Source organism: Polaribacter sp. HL-MS24, from assembly GCF_032758595.1.
In the GTDB taxonomy this organism is placed as follows: Bacteria; Bacteroidota; Bacteroidia; order Flavobacteriales; family Flavobacteriaceae; genus Polaribacter.
On the sequence record NZ_CP136415.1, the window covers coordinates 169,029 to 194,041 of the forward strand.

The following is a 25,013-nucleotide window of genomic DNA, read 5'->3' on the forward strand; positions in this document are numbered from 1 at the left end:
CATCGAGAAACCAAAAAAGATCAAATGAAAAAAATTTATATATTGTTTTTAAGCTGTATTATTTCGCTCAATTTATTGGGTCAAAATTCCGAAGAAGCAAAATTACTCCTTGATGAAGTTTCAGAAAAAATGGGTGCCTATGAGAATATGTATATTCAATTCAGTCAAACCTTAATCAATGAAGATGCTGGAATTAAAAAAGGAGACGAACCGCCTATTGTCGGAAACATAACGTTACAAAAAGAAAAATACAAATTAAACTACCTTGGAAATATATTTATTTTTGACGGGAAGAAAATGGTAGTCATTAATAATGATGATAAAGAAGTTACTATCTCTGAAGGAGACATCGACGGTGACGACGGGTTCATTTATCCTTCGAAATTATTAACCTTTCACAAAGAAGGATATAACTACGAAATGGGAAAACTAAAAACTGTCAAGGGGCGAAAGATCCAATTTATAACCTTATATCCAATGGATAGCGAATCCAATATTGTAGAAGTAAAGTTGGCAATCGATTTGAATACAAAACACATTTATCAGTTAATTCAAACTGGAGAAAATAGCTCACAAACAACCTTTACGATTACAACATTTAGGAGCAATCAACAATTATCTGAAACCCTGTTTTCTCTAGATACAGAAAAGTATTCTGAGAAAAATGGATATTCAATAGACTAACCCCCAATTAACAGAAAATTAGTAGCTTCTTAGCGTTTAAGAAACTACTTTTGTACCGATGAAAATTCTTGACAGATACATACTCAAAAGTTTTTTAGTCCCATTTTTCGCAACATTTCTTATTGTCTTATTTGTCTTGGTAATGCAAGCATTATGGCAAACATTTGAGAACATTGCAGGAAAGGGGATTAGCTTGACATTTATCTTTAAGTTTTTATACTATACCGCCTTGATGATTATACCACAAGCATTGCCTATTGGTGTTCTCCTCTCCTCTATTATGGCCTTGGGAAGCCTAGGTGAAAACTACGAATTTGCAGCCGCAAAATCTGCTGGAATCTCATTGCAACGCATGGTTAGACCATTGGCAATCTTAGCAATCTTTTTGAGTGGCATCAACTTTTTATTTCTAAACAACGTATATCCCTATGCGGTTTTCAAGCAATTAAATTTAAAGCAAAACATCAAAAAGAAACAGCCAGCAATGGCACTAATTCCAGGAAGTTTTAACACCGAAATTCCTGATTATCAAATCAAGTTTGAAGAAAAATACGGAGAGGATGAAAATCTACTTAAAAAGGTATTGATCTACGATTTGAAAAGTAGAAGAGGAAATCAGAAAGTCATTACCGCGAAAAATGGTAAAATTGTTTCAGAAGAAGGAAGTAAATACATGACCTTTGTGCTCTATGATGGCAACTACTATGAAGAACACATTCGAACTGGCTCTTCATTGGCAAAGCGAAAAAGAATGCCCTCTTCAAACGCGACCTTTAAAGAATATGAAATGAATATTGATATCTCGTCCTTATCTGAAGAAGATCTAGAAGACGAGAAATACAAAGGACGGCACAACATGTTGAGTATTCAACAAATTAAGGATACCCTACCAGATTTAAAAGCAGACTATGACGAATATGTGCTTTTGAGAACAAAGAGCTTAAATTCTATTCTAAAAGCAAACAGCCTATATAAATATCAAGATTCTGTAAAACCCAAAATGATTACACCTGCAATCTTAGATAATTTTAGTTTGAATGATCGAATTAATATTTTGAACACCTCTATTACCATCGCCGGAAGGGCTGCTAACAATATCACTTCAAACAAGAGTGTTTTTAAATTCAAACGAAAGAATTTGAACTTATACGATACCGAATTTTACAACCGAATTGCTTTTTCATTGTCTTGCTTGTTATTGTTTTTTATTGGTGCTCCCCTTGGATCCATCATTAGAAAAGGTGGATTTGGGTTGCCCATGATTTTAGCAATTTCCATCTATGTTATTTACTTTTTTAGCAATACTTTTGGAAAAAATTTAGCAGAAGAAAGTTCTGTTTCTGCATTATTAGGAGGATGGATTGCAATTTTCGCATTGTTCCCTATTGCATTTTTATTGACCCGAAGAGCAACCCGAGACAAAGGACTTTTCAATATCGATACATTTACACAACCAATAATTACAATTTTTAAACGACTCATGTCTAAAAAGACACCCCAAATATGACACTAGGTAAAACTCAAAATAGCACCCAGCTCAATTCGATTGCAGATGCCATCGAAGACATTAAAAACGGAAAAGTAATCATCGTTGTGGATGATGAGAATAGGGAAAATGAAGGTGACTTTTTAGCCGCAGCAGAGATGGCAACGCCAGACATGGTGAATTTCATGGCGACTCATGGTCGTGGATTGATTTGCACCCCACTGACAGAAAACCGCTGTAAAGAACTCGCTTTAGGAATGATGGTGCAAAACAATACCGATCCTATGGAAACAGCTTTTACCGTTTCTGTAGATTTACGGGGAAAAGGAGTTACCACAGGAATTTCTGCAGCAGACAGGGCATTAACCATAAAGGCACTAGTAGACAAAGAAACTAAACCCTTCGATTTAGCAAGACCTTGGTCATATCTTTCCGTTAAGAGCAAAAGAAGGTGGTGTTTTGAGAAGAACAGGGCATACCGAAGCAGCTATTGATTTTGCTAGACTTGCGGGCTTGCAACCGGCTGGAGTGATTGTTGAAATCATGAACGAAGATGGAACGATGGCAAGATTGCCTCAATTACTAGAAGTTGCCAAAAAATTCGATATTAAAATTGTTTCTATAGAAGATTTAGTGGCATACAGAATGGAACATGATTCTTTAATTGAAAAGAAAGAAGACTTTATGTTGCAAACTCGCTTTGGTGAATTTCGTTTAAGAGCCTACCAACAAACCACAAACAACCAAGTGCATCTTGCATTAACGAAAGGAAGTTGGACCAAAGAGGACAGTGTATTGACTCGAGTCAATTCGACCTTAGTAAACAATGATATCTTGGGAACGCTAACGAACAATGCTGATAAAAAGTTAGATCAAATGTTTAACGTAATCAATACCGAAGGAAAAGGTGCAATTCTTTTTATCAATCAACAAAACCAATCTCAGAATTTATTAGGTCGGTTAGAAATCTTAAAAGAAAGTCAGACCAAAGGAGAAATCAAAGCACCTGGAATTGAAATGGATAACAGAGATTTTGGAATTGGAGCACAAATATTGCACGACCTGAATGTGAGCAAACTCAAATTAATTACCAATACCGAACAATCAAAACGTGTTGGAATGATAGGATATGGCTTAGAGATTATTGACTACGTAAGATATTAGCTTCATCTTTTTTTATTGAAATCGCTAATTTTTGGAAGCCTCAAATTTAGGTTTCTTAAAATATTTAAAAGGCACAAACAACATTCCAAAACATTGGCTTTCTGTCTTTCCCATATTTTTGTGGTGAATCTTATGTGCTTTTCGAAGTCCTTTCAGATAAGCATTGTTGGTGTTTTTGAACCATTTAAAACGCTGATGAATCAAAATATCATGCACTAAAAAATATGCCAACCCATAGCACAATATCCCTAAACCTATAAAAAACAAATAGGTATGCGGAGTATAGGTTCCAAAATAAAACAGAGCAATACTCGGAATTGCAAACACCACAAAAAAGGCATCATTTTTTTCAAAACCATTGTATTTTGGTTGATGATGGTCTTCATGTAGAAACCAACCAAAACCATGCATGACATATTTATGTGTACACCATAGGTAACACCTTCCATTGTTAAAAAAACACCTAAAGTAATTAATGCGTAACTCATTATATTATATTCAATTTGTATTTTACGTAACTTCTTGCTAAAAGATTAATTTTCATCGGATCTGAAATTCGAATCCGAGTATCCATAATTTTTTCTGAAGGAATTTTATGCAATTTCTTCAACAATCTTCTGTAATATCTGTATGCCATATACACCCCAAACTTAGCTTCAACAGGGAGTTTTAAAACACCATTCGAGAAGGCATATTCAAAATCGTCTTCGATCTCTTTAATAATTAAATTCTTAGAAGCAGTATCTAGTTTTCCCAAATCAATATTTGGAAAATAAGAACGGTTCAACAATTCAAAATCATCTTTTAAATCTCTTAAAAAATTCACTTTTTGAAAGGCAGATCCCAATCGCATGGCAGCCTCTTTCAAATTGTCAAACAACATGTCGTCACCATTCACAAAGACTTTTAAACACATCAATCCTACCACATCTGCGGACCCATAAATATAGGCATCGTACTCTTCTTTTGTAGAATATTCTGTCTTGTACAAATCAGCCTTCATACTCTTTAAAAAAGCTTGAACCATTTCATCAGGAATTTGATACCTAGTGATGGTCTGTTGAAATGAATTTAGAATCGGGTTTAAACTGATTCCTTGTGCTTTTGCACTGTAATAATCTTTTTCAAAGTGAGCCATCAGCTCTTCTTTATTGTATTCGTGAAAGCTATCAACTATCTCGTCTGCAAAACGAACAAAAGCATAAATATTATAGATATCCTTTCTAATTTTTGGAGACAACATATGTACTGCCAACGAAAATGATGTACTGTATTTTTTAGTTACTAGTTTACTGCAATCATTTGAAACATCATCAAATAGTTTTTTCATGCTACAACTGATTTTTTATGATTAATTCTGAGGCTATTTTTCCTGAAATCAATGCAGGAGGCACTCCCGGTCCAGGAACAGTTAACTGTCCTGTAAAATATAAATTGTTCACTTTGCTACTCTTTATGTTGGGTCTTAAAAAAGCGGTTTGTAAAAGTGTATTTGCCATTCCATAGGCATTTCCTTTGTACGAATTGTATTCTTCTATAAAGTCATTCACACAAAAAGCTCGTTTAAATAAAACACTACTACGAACTTCTTGATTGGTTAATTGTTCAAATCGATCCATTATTTTATGAAAGTAAGCTTCTCTCAATGCTTCTGTATCTTCAATTCCTAGTGCCAAAGGAATCAAGAAAAAACCTGCTTCTTGTCCTTTTGGAGCTGAAGTGGGATCGGTCATAGAAGTGAAATTGGCATAAAACAAGGGGTTTGTAGGCCATTTCGGATGATCGTAAATTTCTTCTGCGTGTACATCAAAATCGGTATCAAAAAACAAGGTATGATGACTTACATTCTCAATTTTTTTATCGAAGCCCACATAGAATAACAAGGAAGAAGGAGCGAAGGTTTTTTTGCTCCAATAGGTTTCCGAATATTGTCTTACTGTTGAATCAAGCAATGTTTCTGTATGATGATAATCGGCTCCACTCAAAACCAAATCTGATTCTATAGTCTCTCCGTTAACAATTAATCCCGTTATATTTTTATTCGCATCAACGTGTATTTTTGAAACATTTGCATTGGTTTGAAATTGCACTCCCAATGAGGTTGCCAAAGAGACCATTCCCTCGATAACAGTATACATCCCTCCTCTTGGATGCCAAGTACCCAGGCCAAAATCTGCATAATTCATAAAATTGTAAAAGGCTGGAGTATTACTCGGTTTAGCACCTAAAAACAACACTGGGAATTCTAGAATTTTTATAAGTTTAGCACTTTTAATATTTTTTCGAACTTGTTTTCTAATGGTTGAAAAGAACTGGGTAACTCTAGCAATGGTTGTTGTAGTGACCAATTCTAATGGGGAAATTCCTAGCTTGTATACTAAATCTTTGATTGCAGTATCATAGTTTTCTTTTGCAGAAGCTAAAAACGATTGTAAGTGTTTGGCGCTTCCCTTTTCTTCAGATTCAAATAGCTCGTAAATTGCTTCTAGGTTACTGGCAATTTTTATGGAAGAATTTTCTCCAAAATACACTTCATATCCTGGGCTCAATTTGTCTAAGGTATAGTAGTCAGACGGTTTTTTTCCAAAATCAGCAAAAAAACGTTCAAAAACGTCGGGCATCCAATACCAAGAAGGACCTAAATCAAAAGTAAATCCATCTTTTTTATATTGCCTTGCACGGCCTCCTAGAGTTTCATTTTTCTCAAGTACAGTAACTTTATAGCCTGCTTTGGCAAGATAACATGATGCAGAAAGTGAGGAAAATCCAGATCCAATTATATATATATGTCTTTTCATTGTTTCATTTGTATAACAAATATAAGAACATAATAGGCAATACTCGTAATTTGGGTCTTTAAATTACAGCTCCTTTAATAAATCTTTTACCGATTCATACAAATAAACATTGGACTTAAAACTGACCTCTTTTACCTCGTTTGTTTTTTTTCCAATAGCTATTAAACTATGTTTGGAACCTTCTAAAATAGTATCGATTTCTTGGAAATATTCAAACACTTTGTCTGAATACGGCATGATAGTCATCGAAGTTACAAATCTGATTTTTCGATCACTTTCAAAAAAGTAACTTAAATTATTCAAAGGCAAGCTTTGTCCAAGGTAAATGGTATGATTTCCTCTAAGAACAAGCTCATAATTTAGATACAATAAACCCAATTCATGAATTTCATTTTCTGGTAAAAACAATACATAGGTGTTTTTAGCATTCACTACACTAGATTGTAATTTTTCGGTATTAATTTGAATTTTTTGAGCAATTAAATTTGAGATGAAATGTTCATGTGCAGCCAGCAATGTCTCTGTCTGCCAAAGCATTCCAATTTGTTCTAGAAAAGGAATAAATACATCTTTAAAAATATCTCTAAAAGTAATTTGATGAAGTAATTTGGTGTAGGTATCGTTGAACAGGGTTTTGTCAAACTGAAACATTGACAATGTAAACGAATTAATCGCTTCGTCATTTACCGCTACATCAAAAGCGAGGGCTCTCGAATTTTCAATAATTTCTTCCTCAGTCATTAAAGCAATTTTTGAAATCTTAAAATTGTTTTTGTTAAGCAAAGAAATATTTAACAGCTTGGTTAAATTTTGATGAGAATAGTACCTAATATTCGTTTCAGATCGTTTTGGTTGCAACAAATCATATCTTTTCTCCCATATTCGAATTGTATGTGCCTTAATACCAGAGATATTTTCTAAATCTCTAATCGTAAAGTCTTGTTTTATATTGTTCAACAGAATTTGATTTATTTTAAACAAAGATACTTGTTTTTAATAAAAAAGCATGTTTTGTTTTAAAACTTGTAACATTTTTAACACATTTGTTACTTATCATAAAAAGAGCTAAGAAAGTGCACAAAGATTTAGAAGCTAAATTTTTAATGGACTTTGAGAAAAATCAGAATATTGTTCACAAGGTTTGTAGAATATTCACTAGCGATAGAGATGCGCATAATGATTTGTTTCAAGAAGTTACCATTCAACTTTGGAAAAATTATTCTAAGTTTCGTGGCGATTCAAAATTTAGCACTTGGATGTATCGAGTTGCTCTAAATACGGCAATTTCTTTATATCGAAAAACGACCAGAAGAATACAAACAACACCGATAAGTGATTTTAGTTATAAGATTCAATCTATAGATTATGATGACTCAGAAGAAATTCATTTAAAAGCTTTGTATGCAGCAATTCACCAATTAAGTGATATTGAAAAGGCAATCATCTTCTTGTATTTAGAGGACAGACCCTACAAAGAAATCTCAGAGACTTTGGGAATATCTAATGTAAATGCAAGAGTGAAAATGAATAGAGCAAAAGAAAAATTAAAAACCCTTTTGACCCCTTAACTGATGGATGGATTAGAACATTATAAAAAAGCATGGGGCAATCAACCTCAAGAAAAACATCAAATTTCTGCTGTAGAAATTCACAAAATAAGCCAATCAAAATCCTCCTCTATTGTAAAATGGATTTTTGTCATCGGTCTTTTCGAGTTTATTTTTATGATAGGCTCTAATTTTATGATTGATACCTCAAAGCAAGAAAAAATGATGGAAGAATTGGGTGTGCATACCATTGTCCAGTTCTCTCAATATCTAACCCTCCCCGTGATGCTCTATTTTCTATACTTATTTTATAGAAATTATCAAAATATATCAATTACAGAAAACACCCATAAGTTAATGGGGCAAATCATCAAAACTAGAAAAACGGTTCAAAATTATGTCATCTTCAATCTACTCTACATCGTTTTCATCTCTTTTACGATGACTGTAGCAATGGTTGTAGACCCACAAGGAGGATATCAAAATGCCCCAGGTTGGTTCGTCATTGTTGTTATGCTAGTTGTGACAGCCATTATGTTGTTGCTATTTTGGTTGTTTTACCAACTTCTTTATGGTATTCTATTAAATAAACTCCACAGAAATTATAAAGAAATGGAGTATTTGAACAAATAGCACACACCATTTTCTACCATTTTTTGATGCTTCAATTGTGTGCAGAGGTCTTTTAATAGCTAAATTCACGCAAAGTTGTTAAGACAATTTCATGCATTTCACTCGTGTAATCCAAATGTGTTACTATTCGAATTCTCCCCTCCCCCATTGGAGTCAAAAGAATGTTTTTGTCCTTCATTTTTTGGATAAATGCATCTGCTCCTATTTCCTCTATCACATAAAAAATAACAATATTGGTTTCAATGGGTTCAATTTTAGATACAAAAGCTACCGATTCTAATACCGTTCCAATTTCTTTTGCTTTGCGATGATCCTCAGCCAATCGTTCTATGTGGTGATCCAAAGCATAAATTCCAGCAGCTGCTAAAAAACCTGCTTGACGCATTGCACCACCAAAAAGTTTCCGAATACGTAAGGCTTTTGCTATGGCCTCTTTAGAACCCAACAGAATTGAACCAATTGGTGCTCCCAAACCTTTTGACAAACAAATAGAAATAGTATCAAAAAGTGCCCCATATTGCATCGGTGTTTCCTTTTTGGCCACCAAAGCATTGAACAAACGAGCTCCATCGAGATGAAATGCCAAATGATGTTCTTTAGTAATTTTTTGAATTTTTACTAATTCAGAAAAATTCCAACATGCTCCGCCACCTTTGTTCGTCGTATTTTCGATACAAACCAATCTCGAAAATGGCACATGAATATCGGAACGACCGGAAACCGCCTCCTGCAATTGGGCCGCAGAAAACATACCTCTAGATCCATTAATTAATTTGCAGGTCACTCCCGAATTGAAGGCTGCGCCTCCTCCTTCGTAATTGTACACATGTGCGTATTGATCACAAATGAGCTTATCGCCAAGGCTGTGTATGCAATTTGATAGCAGCCTGATTCGCCATGGTTCCTGAGGGAAAAAACAAGGCATCCTCCATTCCAAACATCTTGGCTGCTTTTTCTTGTAGAGCGTTTACGGTAGGATCCATTTTAAAAACGTCGTCTCCCACTGAAGCAGTTTGCATTGCCTGCATCATTTGAGGAGTAGGTCTGGTTACTGTATCTGAAATTAAATCTATAATCATCAATTGTTTTTTTTAGTAAGGACTTGGGCAATAAATAAAGTTCCTAAATGAATTTATCGGAACAAAAAAAACCCGCAAATCAAAAAATCCATAAAATGAATGCTTTTTTAAGAATCAAAGTATTTTTTGCTAAAACTATGCAATATCTATGAACTTTTAGAAGAAGAAATCTTAAAAATTCATTTATTTTTGCGGGACGGCCTTTTTTAATTCAAAACAAATGGGCATGAATTCACTTGTTAAAAATCAGATCGATTTTTTTATAATTAGTCAATTACAGGCTTAATTGCCTATTGAATAGTGTAATAAAATTATCTGTATTGCTAAAAGCTATGATTACACAAGACCACCTAAAAGACATCTCTGCTCGAATTGAAAAATTAAAATCCTACTTAGAGATTGATAAAAAACTGATTGAAATCTCCAACGAAGAAGAGGAAACTGCAAATCCAGATTTTTGGAATGATCCCAAAAAGGCTGAGCTTGTAATGAAAGAGCTTCGTTTTAAGAAGAAATGGGTTGAGGATTATCACAAAGCAATTGCATTGAATGAAGATATTCAGGTCTTGTACGATTTCTTTAAGGAAGGGGAGGTTCAAGAAAAAGAGCTCCTTGAACAATTTGAAATTTTAAGTACTTTTTTAGAAGATATTGAATTTAAAAACATGCTTTCTGAAGAAGGAGACTCCTTGTCTGCAACGATACAAATTACTGCAGGAGCAGGTGGAACCGAAAGCTGCGATTGGGTAGAAATGCTCTCTCGCATGTATACTATGTGGTCAGAAAAACAAGGATTTAAGCTCAAAACGCTCAATTACCAAGCAGGAGATGTAGCAGGTATTAAGACAATTACCATAGAAATAGAAGGCGATTATGCTTTTGGCTGGCTGAAAGGAGAAAACGGAGTACATCGATTGGTAAGAATTTCTCCTTTTGACAGCAACGCGAAACGACACACCACCTTTGGTTCTGTCTATGTTTTTCCAGTGGCAGATGATTCGATAGAAATTGACATCAATCCCGCAGACATCGAAATTATTACCGCAAGATCTAGTGGTGCAGGTGGACAAAATGTAAACAAAGTAGAAACCAAAGTACAACTGACACACAAACCAACAGGAATTCAGATTTCTTGTTCCAATTCTCGTTCTCAACATGACAACAGAGCTACTGCTATGAAAATGTTGAAATCACAATTGTATGAAATTGAATTGCAAAAACAACAAGCTGCAAGAGATGACATTGAAGCAAACAAAATGAAAAATGAGTGGGGAAGTCAAATCAGAAATTACGTTATGCACCCTTACAAATTGGTAAAAGATGTAAGAACAGGTCATGAAACAGGAAACGTGGATGCTGTAATGGATGGGCAGATCAACCCCTTTTTAAAATCATATCTAATGCTCAATGGGCAGAAAAAAGCAGAACAGTCTTAAAATATCGGACTCTTCAATATCTTATATGAACTTTCAAACCTAATGATCCATGATAAAAATTTACCATAATCCTCGTTGTTCTAAATCGAGAGAAGGAGTTCAAATTCTAGAAAATTCCAAAGTAGACTTTGAAATTGTAAAATACTTAGACGATAACCTATCCGAAAAAGAACTGACTCAAATCATTCACTTATTAAAGATTTCTCCTTTGGACTTGGTTCGAAAAAACGAGAAAATTTGGAAAGAAAATTTTAAAGGGAACAATTATACTGAACTAGAGCTCATTGAAATACTAACTAAAAACCCAAAACTAATTGAACGCCCTATTGTGGTGAACAATAAAAAAGCTCTAGTAGGTAGACCTCCTTCAGTAATTTTAAGTATTCTTTGATTATCAATTTAAACCTTTAAGACTTCGGAGAGTCTAATAACAAAAAAACAAAACTTTGATACAAAAATTATCCCTACTTATCTGTTGTCTTTTTACGGCAACATTTTTATTTGCACAAAAAACACCAAGAACTTCAACAATCTCTATAAACGGAGTAGTACAGGAAGCCAAAACAAAAACAGCACTAGAATATGCCACCATCATTCTAAAAGAAACTCAAACAAAGCTGATTTCTGGAGGAATTACCGATGAAAATGGGATCTTTAACATCAATGTACCCAAAGGAAACTACGAGATTAGTGTAGAGTACATTTCTTTCAAGAGAAAAAAATTGCCAACACAAAACCTAACTTCAGACACCAATTTTGGTGTCATTCAACTATCAGAAGACGCAAGTAGCTTAGACGAAGTTGTCATCATTGCTGAAAAATCTACTGTGGATATTCGCTTAGACAAAAGAATTTACAATGTAGGAAAAGACATGACTGTTAAAGGAGGAACAGCGTCAGACGTTCTGGACAATGTTCCTTCAGTAAGTGTCGATGTAGAGGGAAATGTAAGCTTGAGAGGAAATGAAAACGTTCGTATTCTAATTGACGGAAAGCCTTCTGCTTTGGTTGGTTTGACAGGTGCAGAAGCGCTAAGGCAATTGCCCGCAGACGCAATAGAAAAAGTTGAAGTCATTACCTCACCTTCTGCCAGATACGATGCAGAAGGAACCGCAGGAATTTTAAATATTATTTTAAGGAAAGGGAAAGCATTGGGTTTTAATGGGTCTATAAACTCCTCTATTGGAGTTCCAGATCAATATCAAATAGCAACCAATCTCAACCAACGAAGCAAAAAAACCAACCTTTTTTCAAACTTTGGGTACAATTACAGTAAAGGACCAGGAAATTCATTTACAGATTTAAAGAATTATTCAAATGATGTGGTTACTAGCTCTCGAATTGAAGACAGGGTATGGCAACGAAAAAGAAATAGTTTTAACGCTAATGTGGGCTTAGAATATTTTCTTAGCACAAAAAGTAATCTAACTGGAACCATTTTTTATCGCAATACCAAAGGTGGAAATTTCTCAGAAAATACGATTCAGGAATTTGATGCCAACAGCAACCTCACAGACAATGCCCTTCGAATTCAGGAGGAAGATTCTGACGACGAAACTATCCAATACGCTTTGAACTACACCAACAATTTAGGTAAAGATGGTCACAAATTAACACTAGATCTTCAATACAGTGATAGTAAAGAAAATGAAACAGCGATCAATAAGGAAACTGGATTTTCAAACGAATCCAACATTACAAACGAAGCTTCAAAAAACACTTTAGTTCAGGCTGATTACGTATTGCCTATTGGTGAGAAATCACAATTTGAAGCAGGCTATCGAGGGGACTTTCAAGATTTAACCTCCGATTTTTTAGTGTCACCTATTTCTGACCCAGATTTCGATCCTTCCAATAATTTAGAATTCAAACAGGACATCCATGCTTTTTATACCCAATATGGAAATAAATTCAATAAATTGTCTTTTTTATTAGGACTTCGTTTAGAAGTAACGGATGTCAAAGTTCGCTTACTTAATACCAATAAAAATAACGATTTTAGTTATAAAGAATTGTTTCCTACATTGAATATTGGATTTGAAGCAACCGAAGACCAAAGTATTACCATTGGTTATAGCAGACGTTTGCGAAGACCTCGTTTTTGGTATTTAAATCCTTTTGAATCTAGAAACAGTCAAAATATTATTTTTAAAGGAAATCCAGGATTAACACCTACTTTTACCAACTCCTTCGATTTGGGATACTTAAACAAAATTGGCAAACTGACTTTAAATGGATCGGTTTACTATCAACATTCCACCAATACAATCAGTAGAGTTACCCGGCAAGAGATTCGAGAAATCAACGGAAATGATGAATCGGTATTGATTCGAGAACCCATCAATTTGGCTTCAGAAGACCGATATGGGTTTGAATTTACTTCCAATTTCACTGCCTCGAAAACAGTGCGTTTAGATGGAAGTTTCAATGTCTTCAACTCCAAAACAGAGGGCATATATACCTATGATTTCTTAGACCCAATCACAAATACCACAACGACCATCTCAGAGGATTTAAGCAATAGCAATACGAGCTGGAGAGCACGTTTCAACACAAGAATTAGGTTGCCATATCAAATAGAGTGGCAAACAAGGTTGTCCTATCGTGGTCCTAGTGAAAGTGCGCAAGATGTTTCGGAAGGGATTTTCTCTGCCAATTTAGCTTTTAGCAAAGATGTCTTTAAAGAGAAAGGAACGTTGGTCTTGAATGTGAGTGATCTTTTCAATTCTCGAAAAAGAGCGTCGGTAAACTATGCACCCAATAGAGATACCCCTACCAACATTTCCAATCAAACCTTTCAATGGAGAGAGCGTCAAATCTCACTAAATTTCACTTACCGTTTCAATCAAAAGAAAAAACAAGAAAGAGGTGGACGCAACCCCAATGATGGCGGAGAAGGATTTGAAGGATAATGGTTTATTTCTTCTTTCGGAGCATCAACCAAAAACCAATACACACTAAGGGAATGCTAAGTACTTGACCCGTATTTAATGGACTAAAAAACCATTCATTTCCTCTTTGTTGTACTTGTGGCTCTTTTATGAACTCAATCAAAAAACGCAAAGACCATAATACTACAGTAAAAAGTCCAAATAAATACCCCACTTTTTGTTTTTTATCGGTTTTCCAATAAAGAAACCACATGACAAAGAACAACGCCAAATAACTAAACGCTTCATACAGTTGCGTCGGGTGTCGGGGCAATGTTTCTCCTGCTGCTGTAAAAACAACTCCAAAAATAGAATCCGTTTCTTTTCCATAAATTTCTGAATTGAAAAAATTTCCAAAACGGATGAAAAATGCTGCTAAGGCTACTACAATCGCCATTCGGTCTAAAATAAAAAACCATGATTTTTGGAGATGTTTTTTTGCATAAAAGTACAAGGCAATTGGGATTCCGATTGCGGCACCATGACTTGCAAAACCAGTAAATCCGGTAAATTTCCATCCTGTTGCAGATTCTTTGATGGGCAAGAAAATTTCCAACAAATGATTTTGATAATAGTCCCAACTATAAAACAGCACATCTCCCAGACGCATTCCTATCAGCATAGAAATAAACGTATACATAAAAAGAGGATCCAACTTCTCCAGGGAATTTGATCTTCTTTATAAAATTTTTTCATCAGATGAAGGCCCAATAAAAAGGCAGTTACAAACATCATGCTATACCAGCGTATAGTAAAAAAACCTAAATCAATTCCTATGGACGGGTTCCATTCTATTGCTAAAAAACTCATATATTCTTTCTTTGTGTTAGTCCGAAAGAGATCGGAACCTAATTTCTAAATATCGATAATATCTCCCTTTTAGAGATTCGTTTTACTTCTTTTTCTTTTCAGGAACGGGATCATATCCAGCTCCTCCCCATGGATGACAACTTACTATTCTTTTCAGGGCCAACCAGCCTCCTGCTATGAGTCCTTGTTTTTGAAAAGCTTCAATAGCATAATGTGAACAAGTTGGTTGATACCTGCAGGTTGACGGTGTATAGGGCGATATCGCAGTTTGATAGAAACGAACCAACAAAATAAATGGATATGTGAGGATCTTATTCAAACTTACTGTATCGAAAAACTAGTCCCTTCTCGCCCATCTTTCAACTGAATTCCAGGGCTATCAGTTCATCTCTTATTTGGTCAGACAAAGCCCAATCTTTATTCTCTCTTGCTTCTTTTCGCAATTTTATCAGCAAATTCACCACCCCATTCATCTTTTCTGAATGATCTTGTGTTCCCTCGTTCATCAATCCTAGCACATCAAACACAAATGCATTCAATACAATTTTTAATGCTGCCAAATCATCTGCTGTTAAGCTAGCTTTTTGTTCCTTAATTAAGTTGATGGTTTTTACTGCCTCAAAAAGATGAGCGATGAGTATGGGAGTGTTAAAATCGTCATTCATTGCTGCATAACAATCCATTGACCATTTTTGAACATCAAATGTAGAAGTGTTACCTGCTTCAATTTTATCAAGATATTCAAGGGCCTCCATTAATTTGGAATGTCCTTTTTCAGAGGCTTCCAAGGCTTCTCCAGAAAAATCTAAAATACTTCTATAATTGGCCTGCATATTGAAAAACCGAACGACACTTGCTGAGAATGGTTTTGGTAAAATGGAATTTTCACCTGTTAAAATTTCATTAGGTAAAATAAAATTCCCAGTAGATTTGGCCATTTTCTGACTGTTCAACAACAACATATTGGTATGCATCCAATATGATACAGGCTCAAGGCCACTACAGGTTTTTGATTGAGCAATTTCACATTCGTGATGTGGAAATTTCAAATCCATTCCCCCTCCGTGAATGTCAAACTGTTCGCCTAGATATTTGGTACTCATCACTGAGCACTCTAGGTGCCAACCTGAAATCCATCGGACCAAGGAGATGGCCAACGCATAATATGTCTGTCATCTGCCTTTTTCCAGAGTGCAAAATCTTGTGGATTTTTCTTATCTGATTGTCCGTCTAAAGATCTGGTATTGTGAATTAAGTCTTCGACTTTCCTTCCCGATAAAATTCCGTAGTGACTCTGCTTATTGTATTGTAAGACATCAAAATACACCGAACCATTTACTTCATAAGCAAAACCTTTTTCAATGATTTCCTTAATCATTTCTATTTGCTCTACAATATGCCCCGTTGCAGTAGGCTCTATACTTGGAGGTAAAAAATTGTAATTTTTTAAAACATCATGAAAATCGACTGTATATCGCTGAACAACTTCCATGGGTTCAATTTGCTCTAATCGTGCTTTTTTAGCAATTCGATCTTCCCCTTCATCCGCATCATTTTCCAAGTGTCCCGCATCCGTAATATTTCGCACATACCGGACTTTATAGCCCAAATGCAATAGATATCGATAAACCACATCAAAGAACATAAAGGTTCTTACGTTGCCCAAGTGTGCATTGCTATACACGGTGGGACCACAAACGTACATGCCTACATATCCGTCTGTTAGGGTTTTGAAATCCTCTTTCTTTTTTGAGAGAGAATTGTATACTTTTAATTGATTTTCTTTGTAGCGTTCCATTAAAAAAAGTGCCTGTTTACAGTTGATAAATATAGGTACTTTATACAGAATAGCGAAATAGAATTTTAGGGAAGTAGAATGTCTTTTTTAAAGGAGCAGCTTCCGTTTCTATTTAGAACACGAAGATCATCCTTTACCAAATATTGAAGGAATGTGCTTCTATGAAAGTCGAAGTTTTAATTTTATCCTTAAATTTACCACATACATTTTTAGAATGAAATTGAAAAAATCTGCTTTACACGAAAAAAAAGGCGTTTCTGCTCCAGAAACGACCAACAAAACTGCAGCTGAAAAAATAAAATTGAACCGGGCAAAACATAGTTCTGTGGATGAATTTGTTTCAAAAATTACAGCTGGGGATATTCCTTTTTTAAGCAGAGCCATTACCTTGGTCGAAAGCACGAATGAAGTTCATCAAGAAAAAGCAAATGCCATTTTAGAGCGCTGTTTACCCTATGCCAACAAATCTGTTCGTATTGGTATTACAGGAATTCTTATGTTGGAAAGAGTACTTTTATCGAGGTCTTTGGAAAGCAGTTAACCGCTCTTGGTAAAAAAGTTGCTGTATTGGCTGTAGACCCTAGTAGTTCTATTCACAAAGGAAGTATTTTAGGAGACAAAACGCGTATGGAGCAATTGGTAACCGATCCGAATGCGTTTATTCGACCTTCCCCCTCTGGAAACTCCTTGGGAGGTGTGGCTCAAAAAACACGAGAAAGTATCATTCTTTGTGAAGCGGCTGGATTTGACACGTTGATTATTGAAACCGTAGGTGTTGGACAGTCCGAAACGGTAGTCCATTCTATGGTCGATTTCTTTTTACTTTTAAAGTTAGCGGGTGCAGGGGATGAATTGCAAGGAATAAAACGTGGAATCATAGAAATGGCAGATGCCATTGTCATTCACAAGGCAGATGGAGACAATATGCAAAATGCGAAAATTGCAAAAAGAGCCTTTCAGAATGCCTTACACTTATATCCTTTGAAGGAAAGCAAATGGCAACCCAAAGTACTAACTGCAAGTGCAATCAATGGAACTGGAATTTCTGAAATTGAAGAACTTCTTACAAAGTACATTACACTAGCAACCGAAAACGGGTATTTTGATCATCGAAGAAATGAACAAAATAGTTTTTGGCTTCGCGCCACCATCGAGCAGCAACTAAAAGATGATTTTTACAAGGATCCAACAATCAAAGCCGCACTATCTATTGAAATCAAAAATCTAGAAAGCGGAAAAACAACTCCTTTTACCGCTGCCAAAAGACTTTTGAACCTAAAATAACCCTGCTTTTTTTAGCATAAAAAAAATCGCCTAAATACATTTAGGCGATTTTATCATGTCTTAAAAATTGGTATGCTTATTCTTTTACAAATTTCATGGTACCAACTGCATTGTTAATCGTATATTTTAAAATGTAAACACCAGTATCTAAAGAAGATACATTGATCATGTCTTCTTTTTTATTGATTTTCGCATTTAAAACAGTTTTACCCAAAATGTTGTAAATGGTTACATTTTCAATTATAGATTGAGCGCTAATTCTTAAATCATTAGCAGCAGGACTCGGAGACAAACTCACATTTAATAAGTTGTTTTTGTCTACGCTAGCCGTAGCTGCTCTATAAAAATATAAGTTATCATACCAAGCAATATTATTTAAATTACCAGAGGTCACACCAAATTCATTCAAAGTAGTGAAAGTAGACAAATTAACTGGCACGTCTATCGAAACCCAACTTCCCGCTACTAAGGGCGGATTTGATGCTATATTATTATTTACTTCTAAAAATATATTATTTGCCGTATCTACAAATTTCAGATTGAATACCTTAGAAGTTAAATCTGTTCCAGCTTCAATATAAAGATCAACATGCATGTTAGTGAATGCTGAAGCATCTACAGCAGGAAAAGTAATTCCCTGACAAGGATTGCTCAACCAAGCAAGTGTAGAGTTACCATCAACTTGAACTTCTGAAACAGAATTTGGACCACACCATCCCGCATCAAATTGGGTTATTGCTGTTTGAGTATAAGAATCGCTGTAGAGAGAAATCACATCCCAAGCATTTCTAGCAGGAGGAACTGGAGCAGCCGATGGAGGTGTCGCAACTGGTGGAGCTACAGCACCAATACCAGAAATATTATCAACATAAAAAACTCTGTCTACTGCAGGATCTAAAAAATTAGAAGCTGTAGCATCCCAATTGTAGTATATTACAAATTGAGAGTATACACCGTTCGCTGGAACTGTGTTATCATACCCTTTGTCAAAGGTTACGGTTAAAGTTTCCCAGCCACTTCCAGTATGAGTGGCAGAAGACGTAGAAGCAGGAGCAGATTCTAAACCTCCTAAAACTTTTGGAGCAAATGTAATTGCCGCATCAGAATACACATCAATTTCCATCGTTTTTGAGGAAGTTAATTGAACATTTTTATTCAAAACGATATTGATTCCCTGGTAAACAGCACCCGATGAGGAAGCGGTAAGCATCGCAACATCACCTCTAGAACCTCCAGTTTCAGGATCAGCAACAATTGAACCTAAAGCACCTGCAAAAGCTTCTCCAAGACCTCCATCTTCAAAGTCTTGTAATACTTCAGGGGTACCAGCGGGGGGAGCAACGTTTTCAACCAAAGAAACATTATCGATACCAACAAAACCAACAGCTGCACCCATATCAAATAGAACACGACTATTTGCTAATCCAAAATTTGCTGTGAGCGTTAATACATATGATTGAGAACTGGACGTTAAATTAACAGTTTCAATTGTATTTGTCCATGGTGATTCATTAAGACCAATTCCAGCTATTAAAGTTCTATCTCTATCTGACCAAGCATCAAATCGCAACGTATAAGTCTGCCCACTTGTTATCGATAACACTTGACTTAAATTAACATCGTATGGGTTTCCAGCAGTAGTAACATCGGCTGAATTGTAACTGTTATCTCCATCTGTTACAACATAAGCAGCATCACCGGACCATCCAGTAGTGTCTCCAGTTTCAAAATCTCCATTGGATACCAAATTTTGTGAATAACCCAAAGAGGTGATTAACAGAGCAAATAATAAAGTAATTTTTTTCATAATATTAAGGGATTTATAAATTAGTTGTTCAAGTATACTTTTTTATTTAGCTATTTTAAGAAAATTGACCTATATATTTAGCATACAATATATATATATTTCATCGAAAAAAAGAATAAGTGGTGTTTTTCTAGGTATAATAGGGTGAAAATCAGGATAAGTGTAATTGTTTTGCAAGGAGATAAGCAAAATTGTATAGGTGTTGTATAGATAATTATCAAAAAAATTAACACTTTTACAATCGTATTCACAAAAACTCCCTTGCTATATTTCTATATTCATGGCATTTCTTTTCTTTTTTTTCAAAAAAAGAGACTGTTTAGTACCCCTATCAAGTTAAAAATGTAAAAATAAGTGATGGTAGCACAACCTAGAAATAAATGAATTTTTGAAAATCAATTCGAATTAAGGAAGTAAGAAATGGAAAGATAGAATTCAACTAAAAGAAAACAAAACAGCTATTGAAAACTCGGAGAGGGTTTCGTTTATAAATTCACAAAAAAAATCGCCTAAATACATTTTAGGCGATTTGACAATAATAAAATGAAAGGGTTACTCTTTCACAAATTTCATGGTACCAACAGCATTGTTGATCGTATATTTTAAAATGTAAACACCAGTATCTAAAGAAGATACATTAATCATGTCTTCTTTTTTATTGATTTTCGCATTTAAAACAGTTTTACCCAAAACATTGTAAATGGTTACATTTTCAATTGTAGCTTGGGCACTAATTCTTAAATCATTTGCAGCTGGACTCGGAGACAAACTCACATTTAATAAGTTGTTTTTGTCCACGCTAGCTGTAGCAGCTCTGTACATATAAATATTGTCTGCATACACCACACTAGGAGGAACTGCAGAATTTGTATAAATTAAAATTATTTCCGCAATTTTTTCCCTTGCATCTGTATCCAAAGGCAAGTCAAGAGATATCCATTTTTCAACATCTGTTGCACTAGGAACAATTTCTTTAATTATAGCATTGATTTCACTACCAGCAGTATTATGATTTGATAATTTTATTTTCAAAACCTGACCCGTAACATAACTACCTTTCACCCAAAAGTCAACATGTACATGTGTCATATTTGTTGCATCAACATACCCCTCAGTATTAGCAACTTCAAAACCGACAAAATCTCCATTTCCATTTATGATTTTTAAAGCTTTATTATTTGCATAAGTTCCTTCTACTGCTTCTGAACCACTATCCCATGAAACACCATTAAAACCTGTAGCAGTTCCATAAGCATCTCCATACAAAGAAATTACATCCCATGAATTTCTAGCTGGAGGAGTAGTAGGCGCATTAGTAGGAGCAACTTCTGTTATAAATGAAACAGTATATGTTTTTGTATCACTTGAGTTTACAGAAACAACTTTTATAGTTGTATCTCCAGGAATTGCAGTAGCAGGTGTAATTGTTACAGTTGCGTTCGTATTTGATGCGGTTGCTGTAATAGTAGGGACTACACCTCCTGAGGCAACTTCGTATTCATATGTTTTCTTAGCTGCATCAAAACCAACAATAGAAGTACCATCTACTTTCAAATCACTTAATCTAGCGTCGTCCTCCGGATTTAATACTTGTAAAGACACATTGTCAATACCTACAAATCCAACAGCTGCACCCATATCAAATAGAACACGACTATTTGCTAATCCAAAATTTGCTGTGAGCGTTAATACATATGATTGAGAACTGGACGTTAAATTAACAGTTTCAATTGTATTTGTCCATGGTGATTCATTAAGACCAATTCCAGCTATTAAAGTTCTATCTCTATCTGACCAAGCATCAAATCGCAACGTATAAGTCTGCCCACTTGTTATCGATAACACTTGACTTAAATTAACATCAAATGAGTTTCCAGCAGCTGCTACATTGGCCGAATTGTAACTGTTTCCTCCTTCTGTTACAATATTAGCAGCATTACCAATCCATCCAGTAGTGTCTCCAGTTTCAAAATCTCCATTGGTAAGTAGTTCTTGCGAAAACCCAATTGAAGAAATCAATAAAGTTAATAATAAGGTAATTTTTTTCATAATATTTAAGTTTTAGAATTACAAACTAATATTACAAATACATATACTTATGTACATGAAAAATACCCATACAAAAAACAAACAAGGAAATTTTAACACAGTAAAAGAATAACTGTAGTTGATTTTAGAACAAGTGGTAAAATTTAAATGATTTCTAAAATCTAATTAACTAACTAAATACCAATGGTATAGGAAGTGTATTGGTGAGGTGAGTTTTTCCTTAAAACTTCAGCATCTCATTTTTATCCCAAATCCCCCAATAAGCGCCAACATCGCCTTCATCTCCTACTTTCCATGATTCATCAAAAGAGGAAAAATAGAAAATATCAATCTGCTCGTTTGCAGACCAAAACTGGGTATTGATAAAATATTTAAGTGCATTTTCTTCAGAAGCAACGGCATCGCCTTCGTTTCCTCCCTGACTTGGCCATCCTGTTTCGGTAATGATCACTGGTTTTCCATTTGCAGCGGCAAAGGCTTGCTGGTGCATCTGTTGCATATGATTCAGAGAGACATCGATTGGACAAGATTCCCAATACGGATAACAGTTGGAAAGAATTACATCGCTAAGAGCAACCAACTCAGGATGTTTTGAAAACTCGTAGTAAGCATCTACGTAACCAATAGGAATTCCAGGAAGTGCATTTTTAACTCTAGTCATATATCCTAACAACTGTTCTAATGTCAATTCATTTCGATACAAAACTTCGTTACCAACCGCAGCTATATCGACACATCCTTCCTTTGCAAGTTGAATAAGCGCCTCTATTTCTTGTTCATTTTTTGCGAAATCATCGCTGAGCCAAGCGCCCACCATATTTTTCAATAAATGCTTTTTAGCCATTCTCGGGATATGCTCATTTCCTTCTATACAAGAAAAAGAACGAATCCATTGGGTATGTGGTTTTAGAATCTTAATTCTTCGTTCTACTTGTTCTTCTGTAATAGTATCACCTATGGCTCCTGTCCATCTTCATACAAACTAAAACAGATACCATGCATGCCTTTCTCTAAAGTAGCGTGCCATTGTTTTTTTAAATCTTCCAATGAAGATTTGCTAAAATCGACTCCACTATATTGACTGAAATCGATTTCTTGTTTTGAAACTTTTTTTCCTTCTCTATAAGACATCGTTCTGCAATTTTATCGTTTATGTTTTATGATCAATATTTTAAGTTTTCATTCGTATCCCAGAGCCCCCATCGTGCACCAACATCTCCTTCATGATGTACTTTCCAAGATTCATCAAAAGAAGAGAAATAGAAGATTGGAATTTCATTTTTCTGAGCCCAATTAGCGGTATCAATAAAATATTTCATCGCATTGTTTTCAGAAGGTTCAGCCTTTTTGGTAGCGTCTCCTTGGTTTGGCCATCCAGTTTCGGTAATGATTACAGGTTTTCCATTGGCAGCTTTTTGGGTAACGGCGTACATTTGCTTTAAATGAGTTGCAGATTTCTCAATACTTGATCCTTCCCAGAATGGATAACAGTTGACCAAAATAACATCACAAACATCCATCAATTGCGGCCTTTCAATTAACTGATAGTATGCATCTACATAACCTACAGGAATTCCCGGCAAGGCTTCTTGTACTCTTTTGATATAATCAATCAATTCATCTTCTGTTAATTCCTCACGCATTAAAGTTTCATTTCCAACAACAGCAATATTGACCAAGCCCGATTTCCCAAGTTCAATAAGTTTCTTGATTTCTTGTTCGTTTTGGGATTTGTCTCCGCTGATCCAAGCACCTACCATGGTATTAATATGTTTTTCTTGTGCAATTTTTGGAGTATGTTCATTTCCTTCTGAACAAGAGAAAGAACGCACCCATTGGGTATAAGGTGCTATCACATCCATCCGTTGACGAATTTGTTTTTCTGATAATTGATCTCCAATATTTTGTCCTTCTAAGTAGGGACTAAAACACAAGCCGTGAAGCCCTTTGCTTAAACTTTCTGAAAACAAAGCTTTAATATCTGCATCTGATTTTGAACTGAAATCAGTATCGGAAGAACTGTCAATTTTTATTCCTGATGCGAGTAAAGAAGCCAATTTATCAGTCTGATATAGAGGTCTTGAGGGTAGTTGAGATTTGCGACTGTCCAATTGAGCACGAACTTTTCCAGCACTTTCTTCAGTTACATTATAATTACGCATTACTATCATGGCGATCACTGTTCCTAATATTGGAATTCCTGAGAACGCCATTCGTAACCCTTCCACTGCACCTTCGGGCTGAACGGTAACCCCCGAATCAAAACCGATCATACTCATGATTGCTCCACTCAATCCTCCTGCAATAGCAAAACCAAATTTGACCATCCACCAGTAGATCGCTCCAAAAGTACCTTCTCTTCTCAATCCTGTCTCTAATTCATCGAGGTCAATTACATCTGCGGTCATAGACATCATTAGTACAAACAAACTTCCGATCCCAAAAGAGAAAAATGGCAACGCAAAGATGAACATATAAGGTTTTCCTGGAATAAAGAGAAACCAAAGCATCAAATACCCTAAAACAGAAATTCCTTGTGAAATGATAAATGCTTTCTTTTTACCCAATCTCCTTGACATCCCCGATACAATAGGAATTACCATAAAAGTAGTTCCAAGAGCTCCTAAACATCCAAAAAGAGTTGGCCAGATCCCAGCAGCTTCAGCATCTCCGTCAAAAAGATGATATACAATAATGAAAAATGAAAAAGAAGCAATTGTCATAAAAGCGTTGTACACTAAAAATGTAGCAATACACAACTGTCTAAATGGTTTCATTTTAAAAGCACTTGCAAAACCAGCTCCAATTTCTTTTAAACTATTTCCAATATTTTTTAGGTTCAGAGGAGAATAATCTTCATTTAAAGTGGGTTTGCTTTTGATAAATATCCCGGGTACAAGTGCGCAAATTGTAAAAATAATCCCTACCCAAACAGCTAGTGATCGAGTAGCTACTTCTGCTGATTCAAACCATGCTGGATCATACATAATAACCCAAAACCAAGGTGCGATGACCCAAGCCCATTGGCCGATCCATTGTGCAACTGCCATGATACTTGTTCGCTCGTGAAAATCATCACTCATCTCATAGCCCATAGCAACATAAGGGACACTGAAAATAGTAAGCCCCAAATAAAAGATAAAAGACCAAAACATAAAATATGCGAAATTGTAATCCACACCGCTCTCTCTAAAAAGTTGCCACATGATCATAAATGAGATCCCCATCACAAGTCCTCCAAGAATAACATATTGTCTTCTTCGTCCCCAACGCGATTTGGTATTATCAGAAATAAAACCCATTATTGGATCTGTAAAACAATCAAAAAGTCTAGGAAAAAAATAGATCACTCCCCACATCCAACCTGGGAAACCTAAATCCTGGACTAAGACTACCATAAATATCCCCAATGCGGCAGGAAACATTTGATTGGCAAGCATACCGATTCCAAAGGCAATTTTTTGTCCCATGGGTACTTTTGTAGAAGTGTTTGTATTCGACATAATTT

At 35.3% G+C, this 25,013-nt stretch carries 14 protein-coding genes and 7 pseudogenes; 9 read left to right on the forward strand and 12 right to left on the reverse strand.

Translation table 11 applies throughout. The features are described 5' to 3' along the window. Positions 1 to 24: 24 nt before the first annotated feature. From RRF69_RS00855 to ribB, 3 genes and pseudogenes are all read left to right on the forward strand, one after another. Complete coding sequence (locus tag RRF69_RS00855; protein ID WP_316940121.1) at positions 25 to 684, forward strand: outer membrane lipoprotein carrier protein LolA; 660 nt, start codon at positions 25 to 27, stop codon at positions 682 to 684. Positions 685 to 742: 58 nt separating this feature from the next. After that, complete coding sequence (locus RRF69_RS00860) at positions 743 to 2,191, forward strand: LptF/LptG family permease (protein ID WP_316940122.1); 1,449 nt, start codon at positions 743 to 745, stop codon at positions 2,189 to 2,191. Then, positions 2,188 to 3,334, forward strand: a pseudogene (ribB, locus tag RRF69_RS00865) (3,4-dihydroxy-2-butanone-4-phosphate synthase). Before RRF69_RS00860 ends, ribB begins: the two are co-directional and overlap by 4 nt. Positions 3,335 to 3,358: 24 nt before the next feature. Here ribB and RRF69_RS00870 read toward each other — a convergent pair. From RRF69_RS00870 to RRF69_RS00885, 4 genes and pseudogenes are all read right to left on the reverse strand, one after another. Continuing rightward, positions 3,359 to 3,822 (reverse strand): annotated as a pseudogene (locus RRF69_RS00870) (sterol desaturase family protein). After that, entirely contained in the window at positions 3,822 to 4,664 is an 843-nt protein-coding gene (locus RRF69_RS00875) for a phytoene/squalene synthase family protein (RefSeq protein WP_316940123.1), read from the reverse strand. Before RRF69_RS00875 ends, RRF69_RS00870 begins: the two are co-directional and overlap by 1 nt. Position 4,665: 1 nt before the next feature. Next, positions 4,666 to 6,132: a phytoene desaturase family protein gene (locus tag RRF69_RS00880; RefSeq protein WP_316940124.1), complete on the reverse strand. Its 1,467-nt coding sequence runs from the start codon at positions 6,130 to 6,132 to the stop codon at positions 4,666 to 4,668. A gap of 63 nt (positions 6,133 to 6,195) precedes the next feature. Continuing rightward, positions 6,196 to 7,089 (reverse strand): MerR family transcriptional regulator, encoded by an 894-nt coding sequence (locus tag RRF69_RS00885; protein ID WP_316940125.1) that lies wholly within the window; start codon positions 7,087 to 7,089, stop codon positions 6,196 to 6,198. A 116-nt stretch (positions 7,090 to 7,205) separates the two neighbouring features. On the opposite strand from RRF69_RS00885, the gene RRF69_RS00890 reads away from it, so the two are divergent. Together RRF69_RS00890 and RRF69_RS00895 are read left to right on the forward strand one after the other, a co-directional pair. Then, complete coding sequence (locus tag RRF69_RS00890; protein WP_316940126.1) at positions 7,206 to 7,700, forward strand: RNA polymerase sigma factor; 495 nt, start codon at positions 7,206 to 7,208, stop codon at positions 7,698 to 7,700. Between the two features lie 3 nt (positions 7,701 to 7,703). Beyond that, complete coding sequence (locus RRF69_RS00895; protein ID WP_316940127.1) at positions 7,704 to 8,312, forward strand: hypothetical protein; 609 nt, start codon at positions 7,704 to 7,706, stop codon at positions 8,310 to 8,312. Positions 8,313 to 8,364: 52 nt separating this feature from the next. Here RRF69_RS00895 and RRF69_RS00900 read toward each other — a convergent pair. Next, positions 8,365 to 9,391 (reverse strand): annotated as a pseudogene (locus RRF69_RS00900) (threonine aldolase family protein). 332 nt (positions 9,392 to 9,723) lie between these two features. On the opposite strand from RRF69_RS00900, the gene prfB reads away from it, so the two are divergent. Genes prfB through RRF69_RS00915 form a run of 3 tightly spaced genes read left to right on the forward strand, consistent with a single transcriptional unit; the run spans position 9,724 to position 13,739 of the window. Beyond that, positions 9,724 to 10,827: a peptide chain release factor 2 gene (prfB, locus tag RRF69_RS00905; protein ID WP_316940128.1), complete on the forward strand. Its 1,104-nt coding sequence runs from the start codon at positions 9,724 to 9,726 to the stop codon at positions 10,825 to 10,827. Between the two features lie 49 nt (positions 10,828 to 10,876). Next, positions 10,877 to 11,218 (forward strand): arsenate reductase (glutaredoxin), encoded by a 342-nt coding sequence (gene arsC / locus RRF69_RS00910; RefSeq protein ID WP_316940129.1) that lies wholly within the window; start codon positions 10,877 to 10,879, stop codon positions 11,216 to 11,218. Between the two features lie 55 nt (positions 11,219 to 11,273). After that, a complete protein-coding gene (locus RRF69_RS00915; RefSeq protein ID WP_316940130.1) occupies positions 11,274 to 13,739 on the forward strand; it encodes a TonB-dependent receptor domain-containing protein in 2,466 nt (821 codons plus the stop codon). 4 nt (positions 13,740 to 13,743) lie between these two features. Here RRF69_RS00915 and lgt read toward each other — a convergent pair. The 3 genes and pseudogenes from lgt to cysS form a co-directional block, all read right to left on the reverse strand. Beyond that, a pseudogene (gene lgt / locus RRF69_RS00920) lies at positions 13,744 to 14,567 on the reverse strand (prolipoprotein diacylglyceryl transferase). Positions 14,568 to 14,649: 82 nt separating this feature from the next. Continuing rightward, on the reverse strand, positions 14,650 to 14,886 hold the full coding sequence (yidD, locus tag RRF69_RS00925) for a membrane protein insertion efficiency factor YidD (protein WP_316940131.1): 237 nt from the start codon (positions 14,884 to 14,886) through the stop codon (positions 14,650 to 14,652). Between the two features lie 2 nt (positions 14,887 to 14,888). Beyond that, positions 14,889 to 16,365, reverse strand: a pseudogene (gene cysS / locus RRF69_RS00930) (cysteine--tRNA ligase). A 214-nt stretch (positions 16,366 to 16,579) separates the two neighbouring features. Here cysS and meaB point away from each other — a divergent pair. Beyond that, positions 16,580 to 17,649 (forward strand): annotated as a pseudogene (gene meaB, locus RRF69_RS00935) (methylmalonyl Co-A mutase-associated GTPase MeaB). Positions 17,650 to 17,725: 76 nt separating this feature from the next. Here the strand turns inward: meaB and RRF69_RS00940 are convergent. The 4 genes and pseudogenes from RRF69_RS00940 to RRF69_RS00955 all read right to left on the reverse strand — a co-directional run bounded on the left by RRF69_RS00940 (position 17,726) and on the right by RRF69_RS00955 (position 25,008). After that, entirely contained in the window at positions 17,726 to 19,456 is a 1,731-nt protein-coding gene (locus RRF69_RS00940) for a carbohydrate binding domain-containing protein (RefSeq protein WP_316940132.1), read from the reverse strand. 552 nt (positions 19,457 to 20,008) lie between these two features. Next, positions 20,009 to 21,505: a carbohydrate binding domain-containing protein gene (locus RRF69_RS00945; protein ID WP_316940133.1), complete on the reverse strand. Its 1,497-nt coding sequence runs from the start codon at positions 21,503 to 21,505 to the stop codon at positions 20,009 to 20,011. Positions 21,506 to 21,725: 220 nt separating this feature from the next. After that, a pseudogene (locus RRF69_RS00950) lies at positions 21,726 to 22,636 on the reverse strand (glycosyl hydrolase family 17 protein). Positions 22,637 to 22,668: 32 nt separating this feature from the next. Further along, a complete protein-coding gene (locus RRF69_RS00955; protein WP_316940134.1) occupies positions 22,669 to 25,008 on the reverse strand; it encodes an MFS transporter in 2,340 nt (779 codons plus the stop codon). Positions 25,009 to 25,013: the final 5 nt, after the last annotated feature.

Coding starts and splice junctions, on each gene's coding strand:
- RRF69_RS00855 (WP_316940121.1), top strand. CDS start 25: ATGAAAAAAATTTATATATTGTTTTTAAGCTGTATTATTTCGCTCAAT.
- RRF69_RS00860 (WP_316940122.1), top strand. CDS start 743: ATGAAAATTCTTGACAGATACATACTCAAAAGTTTTTTAGTCCCATTT.
- RRF69_RS00875 (WP_316940123.1), bottom strand. CDS start 4,664: ATGAAAAAACTATTTGATGATGTTTCAAATGATTGCAGTAAACTAGTA.
- RRF69_RS00880 (WP_316940124.1), bottom strand. CDS start 6,132: ATGAAAAGACATATATATATAATTGGATCTGGATTTTCCTCACTTTCT.
- RRF69_RS00895 (WP_316940127.1), top strand. CDS start 7,704: ATGGATGGATTAGAACATTATAAAAAAGCATGGGGCAATCAACCTCAA.
- prfB (WP_316940128.1), top strand. CDS start 9,724: ATGATTACACAAGACCACCTAAAAGACATCTCTGCTCGAATTGAAAAA.
- arsC (WP_316940129.1), top strand. CDS start 10,877: ATGATAAAAATTTACCATAATCCTCGTTGTTCTAAATCGAGAGAAGGA.
- RRF69_RS00940 (WP_316940132.1), bottom strand. CDS start 19,456: ATGAAAAAAATTACTTTATTATTTGCTCTGTTAATCACCTCTTTGGGT.
- RRF69_RS00945 (WP_316940133.1), bottom strand. CDS start 21,505: ATGAAAAAAATTACCTTATTATTAACTTTATTGATTTCTTCAATTGGG.
- RRF69_RS00955 (WP_316940134.1), bottom strand. CDS start 25,008: ATGTCGAATACAAACACTTCTACAAAAGTACCCATGGGACAAAAAATT.